This window comes from Pseudoalteromonas rubra (assembly GCF_001482385.1).
Taxonomy (GTDB): domain Bacteria; phylum Pseudomonadota; class Gammaproteobacteria; order Enterobacterales; family Alteromonadaceae; genus Pseudoalteromonas; species Pseudoalteromonas ardens.
In genome coordinates, this window is sequence record NZ_CP013611.1 from 2,187,045 (window position 1) to 2,200,294 (window position 13,250).

The 13,250-nt window shown below is 48.2% G+C and carries 11 protein-coding genes; 6 read left to right on the forward strand and 5 right to left on the reverse strand.

What is annotated here, in order from left to right; all coding sequences use genetic code 11:
- Window positions 1-1,200 carry a tyrosine--tRNA ligase gene (gene tyrS / locus AT705_RS09670; protein ID WP_058797963.1) on the reverse strand — a complete coding sequence of 400 codons (1,200 nt, stop codon included), beginning with the start codon at window positions 1,198-1,200 and terminating at the stop codon, window positions 1-3.
- A gap of 162 nt (window positions 1,201-1,362) precedes the next feature.
- On the opposite strand from tyrS, the gene AT705_RS09675 reads away from it, so the two are divergent.
- Window positions 1,363-2,700, forward strand: a complete 1,338-nt coding sequence (locus AT705_RS09675) for a peptidoglycan DD-metalloendopeptidase family protein (protein ID WP_058796430.1) — start codon at window positions 1,363-1,365, stop codon at window positions 2,698-2,700.
- 62 nt (window positions 2,701-2,762) lie between these two features.
- Here AT705_RS09675 and AT705_RS09680 read toward each other — a convergent pair whose 3' ends face one another.
- Both AT705_RS09680 and radA read right to left on the reverse strand, forming a co-directional pair.
- Complete coding sequence (locus AT705_RS09680; protein WP_058796431.1) at window positions 2,763-3,677, reverse strand: hypothetical protein; 915 nt, start codon at window positions 3,675-3,677, stop codon at window positions 2,763-2,765.
- A gap of 14 nt (window positions 3,678-3,691) precedes the next feature.
- On the reverse strand, window positions 3,692-5,062 hold the full coding sequence (gene radA / locus AT705_RS09685; protein WP_049864869.1) for a DNA repair protein RadA: 1,371 nt from the start codon (window positions 5,060-5,062) through the stop codon (window positions 3,692-3,694).
- Window positions 5,063-5,198: 136 nt separating this feature from the next.
- On the opposite strand from radA, the gene AT705_RS09690 reads away from it, so the two are divergent.
- Entirely contained in the window at window positions 5,199-7,700 is a 2,502-nt protein-coding gene (locus tag AT705_RS09690; protein ID WP_058796432.1) for a PilZ domain-containing protein, read from the forward strand.
- Window positions 7,701-7,740: 40 nt separating this feature from the next.
- Here AT705_RS09690 and ampE read toward each other — a convergent pair whose 3' ends face one another.
- Window positions 7,741-8,625: a beta-lactamase regulator AmpE gene (gene ampE, locus AT705_RS09695; RefSeq protein ID WP_058796433.1), complete on the reverse strand. Its 885-nt coding sequence runs from the start codon at window positions 8,623-8,625 to the stop codon at window positions 7,741-7,743.
- Between the two features lie 11 nt (window positions 8,626-8,636).
- A complete protein-coding gene (gene ampD / locus AT705_RS09700) occupies window positions 8,637-9,173 on the reverse strand; it encodes a 1,6-anhydro-N-acetylmuramyl-L-alanine amidase AmpD (protein WP_058796434.1) in 537 nt (178 codons plus the stop codon).
- 189 nt (window positions 9,174-9,362) lie between these two features.
- Between ampD and nadC the strand changes: the two genes are divergently transcribed.
- From nadC to AT705_RS09720, 4 genes are all read left to right on the forward strand, one after another.
- Complete coding sequence (gene nadC, locus AT705_RS09705; RefSeq protein WP_058796435.1) at window positions 9,363-10,202, forward strand: carboxylating nicotinate-nucleotide diphosphorylase; 840 nt, start codon at window positions 9,363-9,365, stop codon at window positions 10,200-10,202.
- 397 nt (window positions 10,203-10,599) lie between these two features.
- Window positions 10,600-11,064: a pilin gene (locus AT705_RS26010; protein WP_058796436.1), complete on the forward strand. Its 465-nt coding sequence runs from the start codon at window positions 10,600-10,602 to the stop codon at window positions 11,062-11,064.
- Window positions 11,065-11,117: 53 nt separating this feature from the next.
- Window positions 11,118-12,350, forward strand: a complete 1,233-nt coding sequence (locus AT705_RS09715; protein WP_058796437.1) for a type II secretion system F family protein — start codon at window positions 11,118-11,120, stop codon at window positions 12,348-12,350.
- Between the two features lie 22 nt (window positions 12,351-12,372).
- Window positions 12,373-13,248 carry a prepilin peptidase gene (locus AT705_RS09720; RefSeq protein WP_058796438.1) on the forward strand — a complete coding sequence of 292 codons (876 nt, stop codon included), beginning with the start codon at window positions 12,373-12,375 and terminating at the stop codon, window positions 13,246-13,248.
- The last annotated feature ends 2 nt before the right edge of the window (window positions 13,249-13,250 follow it).

Sequence of the window (13,250 nt, forward strand, 5' to 3'; positions counted from 1 at the left end):
TTATTCAACAGTGATTTTGGCGAACTTGCGTTTACCTACCTGGTAAATCGCTGTAGAGCCTTTTTCAACGCTCAGCTTAGAGTCGGTGACTTTCTCTTCACCATTGAGCTTAACCGCGCCTTGCTTAATCATACGCATCGCTTCTGAAGTGCTGGCAACCAAGCCCGCTTCTTTTAGTACATTAGTAATGAAAGTCGCAGGCTCAGCAATGGTGATGGTTACCTCTGGAATATCATCAGGCAGGGCATTTTTCTGGAAACGCTTAATGAAATCCTGATGCGCTGCTTCGGCATCCGCTTCGCTGTGGAAACGTGCGATCATTTCTTTTGCAAACTCAATTTTAATGTCTCGTGGATTACGGCCACCAGCCACTTCTTCTTTAAGGCCTGCAATCTCTGCCAGTGACTTAGCGCTCAGCAATTCGTAGTAACGCCACATCAATTCGTCAGAAATCGACATCACTTTACCAAACATGTCATTTGGCGCATCTGTGATACCAATATAGTTACCCAGTGACTTAGACATCTTCTGCACGCCATCGGTGCCTTCCAGCAACGGCATCATCAGCACGGTTTGCGGCTTCTGACCTTCTTCTTTTTGTAATTCCCTGCCCATTAACAGGTTAAAGCGCTGATCGGTACCACCGAGTTCGACATCCGCTTCCAGTGCCACAGAATCCCAGCCCTGTACCAACGGGTAGAGGAATTCATGAATAGCAATTGACTGACCACCCGCATAACGTTTTTTGAAATCATCACGTTCAAGCATACGCGCAACCGTTTGACGCGCTGCAAGCTTAATCATGCCCGCACTGCCTAATTTTTCCATCCATTCAGAATTGAACGCCACAGTGGTTTTTGCCGGATCCAGGATTTTAAACACTTGCTCTTTATAGGTTTCAGCATTAGCCAGTACATCTTCACGAGTCAGCGGTTTACGAGTGACATTTTTACCCGTAGGGTCACCAATCATGCCGGTGAAATCACCGATCAGGAAAATAACCTCATGTCCTAAGTCTTGGAAAGTTTTTAGCTTGTTGATAAGGACCGTATGGCCCAAGTGCAAATCCGGGGCTGTTGGATCGAAACCCGCTTTGATCCGCAATTTTTTACCAGACTTCAGCCTTTCTTTTAAATCTTCTTCAATCAGAATTTCTTCAGCACCGCGCTTAATCTCTGCCAATGCCGTATCTATGTCCACAGTTGTCACGCCAACCTCACTCCAACAATATAATCAGTTAATCGCTCGATTTTAGCGTATATTTGGGGTAGTTTAAATGTATAAAAGACTGGTATTTGCGCATTATTACGTATATGCTGCACTATTATTTGCAATAATTCTTGACAGCGGAAAAGGCACGTTATGGTACATGCAGTGCACAAACTCCCAAAAAAACACAAGTTGCTGATCCTGGGCTTGCTGTCAGCAATGGTCGCTATTGCACTCATTCCGTCTGAGAAGGCAACAGCCTCCCGAGATCACGACAAAGACGCGCTCGAAGTCGGCAAGCGCTATGAGCTTCCATTGAATGTTGATGAGCAACAACCTCAACTGACAGAGCTCAGTGAAGCGCCCGAAATCATTGAACAGCCGCAGGCTCTTGACGCCCCCCAGTATGACTTCGTCGATCACCAAGTTCGCAATGGTGACAGCCTGGCGGTGATATTTAAACGCGCCGGCTTTTCAGCACAAACGCTGCATAAACTCGTCAATACCAACGCTGAAACACGTAAACTCACTAAGATCCATCCAGGTGAAGTGCTGAGCTTTGCCAGTAATGAACAGGGTGAACTGTTGCAGCTAAAATATGTACTTTCGAAAACAGATACGTTACTTGTCAGCCGCAATGAGGAAGGCAACTACGCCACGCGGATTGAAAGTAAAGAAATAGAAACAGTCGAAAAGTCAGCCGGCGGCGAGATCAAGTCCAGCTTTTGGACAGCAGGTATTACCGCAGGCTTGTCTGAGCGTCAGATCATGAACTTTGCCCACATCTTTGGCTGGGATGTCGACTTTGCCAACGATATTCGCAAAGGCGATCAGTTCTCTTTGATCTATGAATCACATTTTGTAGACGGTGAAGAAATAGGTACTGGCAAAATCATCGCTGCTGAGTTTATCAATCAGGGAGAACGTTATACTGCGGTACGTCACTCCGATGGTGACTTCTACACCCCTGAAGGCCGCAGCATGAAAAAGGCCTTCCTGCGTGCACCGGTTGATTTCAAGTATATTAGCTCCAACTTTAATCCACGCCGTCTGCACCCTGTCACGGGCCGTGTGTCGGCACACCGCGGCATAGATTACGCGGCCAGAGTCGGCACCCCTGTGGTATCCGCCGGTAATGGTAAAGTCATTAAATCGGGCTTTAACCGCCTTAATGGTAATTATGTATTTATACAGCACGGCAGTCAGTATGTGACTAAGTACCTGCATCTGCATAAGCGCCATGTCAAAAAAGGTCAGAAGGTCAAACAGGGCCAGAAAATTGGTACAGTTGGTGCAACGGGCCGCGTAACCGGTGCTCATCTGCATTATGAGTTTCTGGTAGATGGTGTGCACCGTAACCCGCGTACGGTCAAGCTGCCTAAGTCACAACCATTACCAGCAGCTGAACTCGCCACCTTTAAACCGCTTGCACAGCAAATGCTCGCCAAGCTGGAACGTAATCGCGAGCTGATGCTGGCATTGAATAATTAATCAAACGCCTTCATACGAAAAAAGCCACCGATAGGTGGCTTTTTGCTGTTTAACAACCTGGCTTAAGAGCCCGTTATTTTCAGGTTTAAGAACTTTTCAAGTGCCTCAGGATCAGCAGCCAAAGACTGAACTTGCTGAGAAAATGCGTTGAAGTCCATCGCCTCATCTACTGACACATTGACCTCCAGCGCATTAAGACCAGCCGCAAAACCACTAAGCCCCTGCTTGGCTTCTTCAGAAACCGGTACCTGCGCCAGTTGCATGGCCAGCATCTGTTGGAATTGCTCTTTACTCAGTCCCTGGTTGGTCAGTAACTCTGTCACCAAAGCGTCTAACTTCGGCTGTCCGGCAATAGCAAATGTCAGGGTCTGTGGCTGCAATGACTGTACCGCTGAGATCAACTTGCTCTGCATTTGCAGTTCCTGCTCCAGCGTCATCTCTGTGCTCTGTTGCATCTCCAGAGAGGTAGCCATCAGCTCAGCACTGTTGCCCAGATCGAAGTTGAACTCAACACCCACTACCCCATCCGCCTCAACGGAAGATTTGAACTGGCTGTTGCCGTTGTCCGGGTTATAACGTAAAGAGGACGTAAGCGCATAACTGGTACCTACCAGCGTGGCAGCTTGCGGTTCCAGTTCTGCTGCCAGCACGGGGCTCAGTGTCACATTGGCCAGCTTAACTTCAGTAAACTCACTGATCTTATCAGCTTCATAGCCCTGTAAGCTGAATTCACCAATGTTCAGCAAAACCTGTTGCTCCGCGGCGTCTTTGATCTCTAAAGACTGTACTTTTATCGTGTTGGTGAACAAGTTATAGGACGACCCCTGATGCTCAATAAGCAGCTCAGATTGTTCAGCAAATTGCGTAATTTGCTCCTGTACCACCAACTCTGCCTGTTGATTAGCATAAAAGTGTGCGCCAACAACAGCAGCTGACAGCACACCCGCCATCGCCAACATAATCGTAGATTTTTTCATTTTTGTGGATTCCCTTAAAACAAGGCTTCGAGCGCATCACTGAGGCTGGCAACGGCAACCACTTCCATTCCCTCAATGGCGTCCTTCGGTTTATTCGCGATAGGTACAATAGCACGTTTGAAGCCATGTTTCGCCGCTTCGCGCAGTCTTTCCTGGCCGCTGGGTACCGGACGGATCTCTCCTCCCAACCCGACTTCTCCAAACACCACCATCTGGCGTTCCAAAGCATGATTTTTGAAACTAGAGACCAAAGCAGCAATTAACGCTAAATCGGCGCTGGTTTCGGATACCTTGACGCCGCCGACAACATTAACAAAAACATCCTGATCGGCTACCTGCAATCCACCATGACGGTGTAACACCGCAAGCAGCATGGCCAGACGATTTTGCTCCAGACCGACAGTGACACGACGTGGGTTGGCCAGTTGAGAGTAGTCCACCAGCGCCTGAACCTCGACCAGCAGCGGCCGGGTGCCTTCCCAGATGACCATCACCAAAGAGCCGGGCGTTTGCTCCTCACCACGATTGAGGAAAATAGCAGATGGGTTACTCACCTCTTTCAGGCCCTGGCCTGTCATAGCGAATACACCAAGCTCGTTGACTGCACCAAAGCGGTTTTTGTTGCCACGCAGCGTTCTGAAACGGCTGTCACTGCTGCCTTCCAGTAGAATAGAACAATCAATACAATGTTCCAGTACCTTAGGACCCGCCAGGGAACCATCTTTAGTCACGTGGCCTACCATAATAATGGCAACCTGATTTTGCTTAGCGAATCGGGTCAGGTAAGCGGCGCTCTCACGCACCTGAGACACACTCCCGGGCGCCGACTGAACATCACTCATGTGCATCACCTGTATCGAGTCGATGACCATAATGGCGGGCTTTTCACGTAAGGCCAGCTGGCAGATGCTTTCCACATTCGTTTCGGCCAATGTACGCAATTTGTTAGTCGGCAGACCCAGTCGTTTTGCACGCATCGCCACTTGCTGCAAAGATTCCTCACCCGTTACATATAAAGTCGGCATGGACTCGGCCAGCAAACACATGGTCTGCAACAGCAAAGTACTCTTACCAGCCCCCGGTTCACCACCTATCAAGATGGCACTGCCCGGCACGACACCACCACCTAAAACGCGGTCGAACTCTTTGAATCCAGTAGAAAATCTTGGCAAAGACTCGAGGTTAACTTCATCCAATGTCTGGACCTTAGCTTCGACAACACCGGCGTATCCAGCCATCGTTCCAGCACGTGGTGCCGCTTTGACAGATGGCACCCTGAACTCAGTAATTGTATTCCAGGCTTTACATTCAGAACATTGCCCTTGCCATCGAGCAAATTCCGCTCCACAATCACTACAGACAAATGCGGTTTTCTTTTTTCCCATAAAAATCAAGGCATAGTTATTGCTTAAATTAAAACTCAATTAAGCTTAGTTCAACAGTAAGCGTTAATACTGACATAAATTTGGCAAAGGCTGAAACAATAACCGGGTAAGATCTGCTGATTTAAAATGTGTACCTATGGCTGAAGATAAATTACAACAATACCAAGACTTAATAGATGAATTAAAGATTGATCTCGGCGATCCAAATTTTGACTTTATCTTCAAGCAAAAAACGGCGCAACTCAGTAAGCCTGACCAGTTCCTGCTGAAGATGGAAATGACCCGGCTATCTCAGCCCGTAGCACGCTTTATCGACCTGCGTGGCCAGGTGTCCGGGCAGGTAAAACCCTATGAGCATGACGGGAAGCAGCATTTTATGGACGATGTTGCAATCCGGGTATTTGAGCAAGAAGTCGCACGTTATGGCGGGTATACCTTAGCCGTTTACGAAGCGGTTATGAACACCGACAATAACTTTAAGGTCATGCAAAAGCAGGCGGCCCAGCAGCAAGAAGAAGATACGCCCGGGCTGGACCTCTCTCAGTTAACTCAGTACATCCGCTTTGCTTCATACGAGAGTCGTATAGAAGAGCGGATGAATTACTCAATCAAGATCACGGTAGAATTTGGCAATCAGCGCATCGCCAATGCCAGTACGTCAGATATATCCCTCAGTGGCGCGAAAATAAAGCTGGCCCCAAACTACCACTTACACAAAGGTGATTTAGTTTCGCTGCGGCTGGTCGGTCTTGAGCAGGATTTTGAACTGGGCCTGAAAAGTGGGATCCAGTATGAAGTGGTCGCCGTTGATCCAGTCTCCAGTGAGTATAACCACGTTCGCCTCAAGCGTACTTTTGTAGAAAACAACAGTGGGTTTGATGACTTTTTACAGAGTTTTATCCATGGTAATAAACGTCGCTACAAGATCAACCTGGATAACACCATGGATGCCGTCGTGTGTAAGGGATATGAGCAATATTACCTGCCCCGTGTTAATTCACTGTTCGTGTTTTTTAGCCAGGCTAAAACTATGCTCTACCCGAGCCTGGTACTCACGAATGAAAACAACGCACACATTAACTATTACTTTGAAGATGAGAGAAAAACTTCTTCGCTCTACAGTGTGTTCAATCAGCAACGCCTTGATATGTTATTGCTTCGCCCAGAGCCGGTGAAAGAAGCCTACTGTTACACATTCACCCATGGCAAGAATGGCAAAATTTATTTTTATTCAGCATTCGACTGGGAACTTAAAAAGTCCGCCGAATTACGTGATCTTTTTATGGGCTTTGGCAGTCAAAAAGACAGCTGGCGGATCTTTAAAGTTCAGCTGATGCCCAGCCACCATGAAGACGCCTTTATACCGCTTTCTTTGCCCTCCAGCGCTGGCAAGAATGTTGAGAAGCTCAACAAACGCCCAACCCCACGGGTGCAGGGACTGATTGAAAACGTGAAATATCTGATGACGCTCAGCGATATTACCACCGAGCAGCAAACAGCATATTATCAGGCGCTGAACTATCCAAAAGAGCAAGTTAATCTCATCAAGCAATTCGGTCATGGCAAAGCCAAAGTACCTCCCCCACTAGAAGTCGTCGCACTTGAGTATATCAACCTGCGCTCACACAAACGCTATCTGTATAAGACCGCAGCGACGGTCAACCAAGAGGATGGCCTGGCGCTGCATGGTCATACCCGGGATTTCTCAGTCATGGGCCTGCAAGTCGCACTTGAAGAACCAGCGACACTGCAAAAAGGTGATATTGTGCATCTCGACCTGCCCGAGCTGCAAAAAATCACCAAGCAACACAATCTGACCAAGCTCAGGTATGAGGTCATGGCTGTCAACAAAGCAAAAACCGTCATTAATCTGAAGGTCAATATTCTCAGCAACGTGCAGCATACTGCCATCACTTTTTTTAAGGTCCTGATCGAGAGCAATAAAAACAAGCTTCAGCCATGTGAAGAAGCCCCGAGGATCCCCGGTTTATCGCACGCACTGCGCAACATGGTCACTAAGAGCATTTGTCAGTTTCCTTTATATCTGCACAAATCTTCGGCCCATTTTAAAATTGGCGCTGTTGCTCAGGGGCTCTACCCGACAGCGCTACACAAAGTGTTACTCAGTCAGGTATATCACCATAATCATCAGGAGTATGTCCAGAGCGAAGGGTTACTGCCGGGCGAGTTTATTGGTGACTATCTGGGTGAGCGTTTACGCAAGCAATCACGTCAGGATAAACCCCTACAATATACGGTGTTCCTGCGTTTTGATCCTCAGGCTACGGAACTAAAAGAAGCACTGAAAAGCCAATGTGTCGCGGCTGGTGAGTCTCTGGATCCGCTGTTTTTATTCATCAAACGGGCGCTTAAAAAAGAGTTACTGTTTGTATTTCATCTGTATATCTCCAAAACAGGCCGCCCTGATATGGATTACCTGGCCAACGAGCTGAGATATGTCAGCCACTATGCCATTCACAAAGCCAAAGGCCTGGAAGAAGCACTGTGGAATGTGGCTGGGGTATGCGATCTGATAGATGTGACAGAACAGCTCCTGTCCACACTGGATGTTCAGCCAAATCAGCTGGCGGCAATGACTGAGCGTAAACTCACCTGGTTAGCTGCTCAGCCCGGCTAAGCGTGTCCCCGACAGCGTTAACTGTCGGGTCGATTCGCTGTTAGCTCAGACCACCAAACAAAGTCAGTAGTGCTGTCAGGACCAAAAAGAATAAGATATTACGTTTAACCAAGCGCATCATGCAGGTTGCTTCATAAGTACAACCAAAAAATTGCTGCTCTATTTGCTCAGCAGCCAGTGCAATATCACTCACCACACGCCTGTTGGGGGTGTCAAAGTCCAGTAAGTATTTGAGCCAACAGCCAGTGCCTTTGGTGAAATTACCGATGATCAAATAACCAAAGCTGGCAACTCTGGCCGGCAACCAATCTATCCAGAACAGTAGCCTGGAAAACCGCTGTGTTTGCTCTCCCAATGTTCCGCGCAACAACGCAACCTGCTCAGGCAAGTCGTCTTCCTGACGTTCTGTGAGCGTTATAACCAGATATCTCACCGTTGCATACAGCACCGCACCCGGTGCGCCCAGTACGACAAACCAGAACATCACCGCACAATAGTGCTGAAAATTAATCCATACCAGCGTCTGCCCGAAAGTTTCACCATTTCGCTCTGATTCAGTCCGCTCCTGTCCCATTTGCAGCGCATACAGTGTCACCGCTTCGGAATCCCCCCGCGTCAATGCGTTAAGGTAGCCTTTATATAAGCGACGGTAACGCCCACAGCCAAAACACACCAGTAAGATCAGCACATTGAGTACCAACTGAAAGATAATAAAGTCAGAAAGGTGGTACACCATGGCAACCAGCACAGTGGGCAGTATCAGCCAAATCATCACGCCAGGATCAGAACCGAAACCCCCCTTGTTACGAAGCTGATGTTTGCTCCATGTCAGATACTTGCCCATATAGAAGTCAATCTGCCAATGTTCTGAGCGGGCACCAAGGCGCTCAATAACTAAAGCAATTATGATAGAAATTAACATCATGTTCGTTACTCTTATCTTAACAATGCGAAATACTTGTCCCAGTCGAACGCTACGCCTGGATCGTGTTTACGACCAGGTGCAATATCACTGTGTCCGACAATGCGTTCCCCGGTCAGCTGAGGGAATTGTTGCTGTAACCATAGCGTGAGCTCAGCCAAGGCCTGATATTGTGCTTCAGTGTACGACGTCGTATCAGTCCCTTCCAGCTCCACTCCGATACTGAAGTCATTGCAGTTGTCGCGTCCTGCGAACTCAGATACACCGGCATGCCAGGCACGTTTATCAAATGGCACATATTGAATGACCACTCCGTCCCGACGGATCAGGCAATGGGCCGATACCCGCACCCCTTGCAGGGAGTCAAAACTGGGATGAGCCTGACAATCCAGCGAGCCCATAAACAGATCATCTATATAGGTGCCACCGTATTGCCCCGCTGGCAAGGATATACAATGCACCACCAGTAGTGAGGGAACACACCCTATCGGGCGTTCGTTATAATGGGGCGAGTGCCGTTGATGTGCACCGGGTAGCCAATTTACCTTCATAAATAGAATCACTTAGCCACTTTGTCATGTTATTACCTTAGCAAGTTTGCCATACTTTCACTATGTTATTTTGACACCGGGGACAGACCATCGCAAAGTATGCCCTTGAGACCAACTATAAACGACATTGTCATTAACTGGCTTAACGCAGTAGAATTAGGTTATTGAATAGCAAAGCCAAGATAGTCCATGTTAAACGAACAGATCCCCCAGCTGGTTAAGCTGGCTCTTGATGAAGACTTGAATAACCAAAACGCCGCAGATGGTGATATTACCGCAGCCCTGATCCCCGCCTCTCAACAAGCTAAAGCCTATGTCATCACACGCGAAGCATGCGTGTTTTGCGGCAAAGACTTGATCCTTGAGGTATTCAGACAAGTGGACCCTACTGTTAAGGTCAATGTGCTGGTCAATGATGGCGAGACCTTGCAGCCAAATCAGCGCATTTTTGAAGCAACAGGCAGTGCACGTGCGATCCTCACCGCTGAGCGCACCGCACTCAACTTCGTACAAACCTTGTCGGGGACGGCCACAGCCACATCACATTCTGTTGCGGCACTCGCAGATACCAACACACAATTGCTGGATACACGAAAAACCATCCCGGGTCTGCGCGCATTGCAAAAATATGCTGTGACTTGTGGTGGGGGCAAAAACCACCGCATCGGCTTGTTTGATGCTTTCCTGATCAAAGAGAATCATATTGCCGCCTGTGGTGGGATTGCCAAAGCGGTTGCACAGGCCAGACAAAACCACTCGGATAAGCCCGTTGAGGTTGAGGTAGAAAGCTTAGATGAGCTGCAACAGGCACTCGATGCAGGCGCTGATATCATTATGCTCGACAACTTTACCGTTGAGGACATTCAAATTGCCGTTAAACAAACTGCCGGTAGAGCTAAGCTGGAGGTCTCGGGTAATATGACCTTAGATAAACTGGCGACGTATGCGCAGGCTGGTGTGGATTACATTTCAAGTGGTGCATTGACGAAACACCTGCAGAGTATAGACTTATCTATGCGTTTCGAGTAACAGGTGTAACGGCTTTGTAATAAAATGCAAAACCCGTTCGTTGACAAGAATGAGAAAACTCTTTTTAATACGAACAAAGAATTAGCAACTCAATACTTCTTGTGCGTTATCCCAGCCCGGCTGTGTGTGTTAACAGAGTGAGTAAGATATATGGCAACAGTGCTCGACAGTTGCCAGACAGTTGTAAATCAAAACTGTCATAGTAATGTTGTATACTGATGAGTGATTCTAGTCATGATGACTTAGGATAAAACTACGAACATCAGCTTTGATTTACAACAAACTTATTATAGGAATAAAGACCTATACTTGGTCCGATTCTGAGAGCAAAAATTTAATAAACCCCTGGTGTGAGTGGTTGCTGGCATCGGGTCTAATATCCTTTAGGAGACACATCATGACGCAAAGACAACAGGGTGGTTTTACCCTTATTGAATTAATGATTGTAATTGCAATCATTGGTATTCTTGCTGCCGTTGCCCTGCCGGCGTACCAAGACTATATTAACCGTGCCAAAGCTTCTGAGCTGATGGCTGCTTCAACCATGCCAAAAGCGTGTGTGACAGAAATTTCACAGGTTGGTGGCGCACCAGCAAATTGTGCTTCTGCCACCACTGGCGAGCAAACTGAAATGGTTGCCTCAGTTGTAGTGGGTGCTGCGGGTACCATCACCATCACAGGTCAATCAGACATGGCGGGCGTTACCGTTGTTGTAACTCCGTACAATGGCGACACTGCAGCGACTGCGGCAAATTTCACAGCTGGCTTCACTATCGCAGAGTGGAGATGTACAGCAACGGTAGACGAAGCGACTAAGACAGCCTGGTTGCCAGCAACCTGCACAGTTACTACTACAACTTAATTTAATAACAATGAATAAGAGGGAGCTCAGCTCCCTCTTTGCTTTTGGACTCTATGAACCAACCCGACAAAAACTCCGCCAAAGTCGATACCTTTATCTGGGTCGGCGTCAGCGCTCGTGGTAAACGTTTGCAAGGCGAACTCACTGGCACCAGTGTGGCCCTGGTGAAAGCGCAACTGCGCAAGCAGGGGATCACGCCATCCAAAGTTAAGCGTAAACCTAAACCTTTGTTCGGGTTCAGTAGCACACAAACAATCACCCCCAAAGACATTGCCGTTGTGACCCGGCAAATAGCCACTATGCTGACCGCTGGTGTGGCCTTGGTGCAGGCATTGGACATGATTGCTTCAGGTGCCAAAAACAAAAGTGTCAGCAAACTCATCACCCACATTGCCGATGAAGTAAAAGCAGGCCAGCCGCTGGCCAAATCCCTGCGTAGTCATCCCAGATATTTTGATGAATTATATTGCGACTTAGTTGAATCCGGTGAGCAATCGGGTGCACTAGACCGTATCTTTGACCGGGTAGCCTTGTATAAAGAAAAAGCAGAGGCACTGAAGTCGAAAATCAAGAAGGCGATGTTTTACCCGATAGCCGTACTGTCGGTTGCTCTAATCGTGACCTCCATCTTATTGATTTTTGTGGTCCCACAATTTGAAGAGATTTTCACCGGATTTGGCGCTGAATTACCGGGTTTTACACTGATGGTGCTGGGTATTTCTGAGTTTATGCAGGAGTACTGGTGGCTATTCCTTATTGGCCTGGGCGGTGCGGGCTATGCCTACAAAGAGGCCCTGCAACGCAGCCCCGCTGTTCGCCATTTTAACGACCGTATGGTACTGCGGATCCCGGCAATTGGCGAAATCCTGAAAAAGGCAGCCGTTGCCCGTTATGCCAGAACCCTGTCCACCACCTTTGCAGCAGGCGTACCTTTAGTCAATGCGCTAGATTCCGCCGCTGGCGCTTCCGGCAATATCATCTACAAAAATGCGATTTTGGATATTAAGGGCGAGGTCAGTTCAGGTAACCAAATGAACTGGGCGATGCGCAATGCCAGGATTTTTCCCGACATGGTAGTGCAAATGGTCTCCATTGGTGAAGAATCCGGAGCACTAGACAGTATGCTGGCCAAGGTTGCCAGTATTTATGAGCAGGAAGTGGATGATGCAGTCGATGGACTGTCCTCATTACTTGAACCTATGATCATGGTGATCCTGGGCGTGCTGGTTGGCGGCTTGATTATCGCCATGTATTTACCTATATTCCAGCTCGGCACCGTCATTTAACACAATAACAAAGACATTATTTATGCAAGAAGTTTGGCACCTTATGGAGCAGCAAACCTGGTTTTGGTTGCTGACAGTCGCACTGACCAGTTTGTGTATCGGCAGCTTTTTAAACGTTGTCATTTATCGCTTACCCGTTATGATGCAGCGCAACTGGCAGGCCGAATGCCGGATCATTCTGGAGCAGGCACCACAGCAAGCAGAACCTGCCACTTTTAATCTGATGACTCCCGGCTCTACCTGCCCTAAATGTAATACTAAGATTAAACTCCATCACAATATTCCCGTGCTCAGCTGGTTATTACTCGGTGGCAAATGCGCATACTGTGATGCACCAATTCCCAAACGTTACCCGTTGGTTGAGCTACTCACTGGGGCGGCATCGCTCTGGCTGGCCTGGCATTTCTCAGCCACGCCTCAGGCACTGGTGTACATTCTGGTCACCTGGGTATTAATCGCCCTGATCTTCATTGATATCGATCATATGCTGCTCCCCGATCAGCTAACCCTCCCCTTACTCTGGTTTGCCCTGTTGGCGGCCGTGGCAGGCTTAACCATTCCTCCATCCGCAGCCATCATAGGTGCGGCCGTTGGTTATCTCAGTCTGTGGAGCATTTACTGGGTATTCAAGCTACTGACCGGCAAAGAAGGCATGGGGTTTGGTGATTTTAAGCTCTTAGCCGTATTTGGTGCTCTGATGGGCTGGCAGTCACTGTTGCTCATTGTGTTGCTATCAAGTGTTGTTGGCGCGGTGATCGGCGCAACACAGCTCGCTGTGCAAGGTAAAGATAAGGCCAGCCCTATCCCCTTTGGCCCTTACCTCGCGATTGCCGGCTGGCTAACGCTATTATATGGCGAGCAACTCAGCCGCTGGTATCTGTCGTTATTAGGAGTATAAGT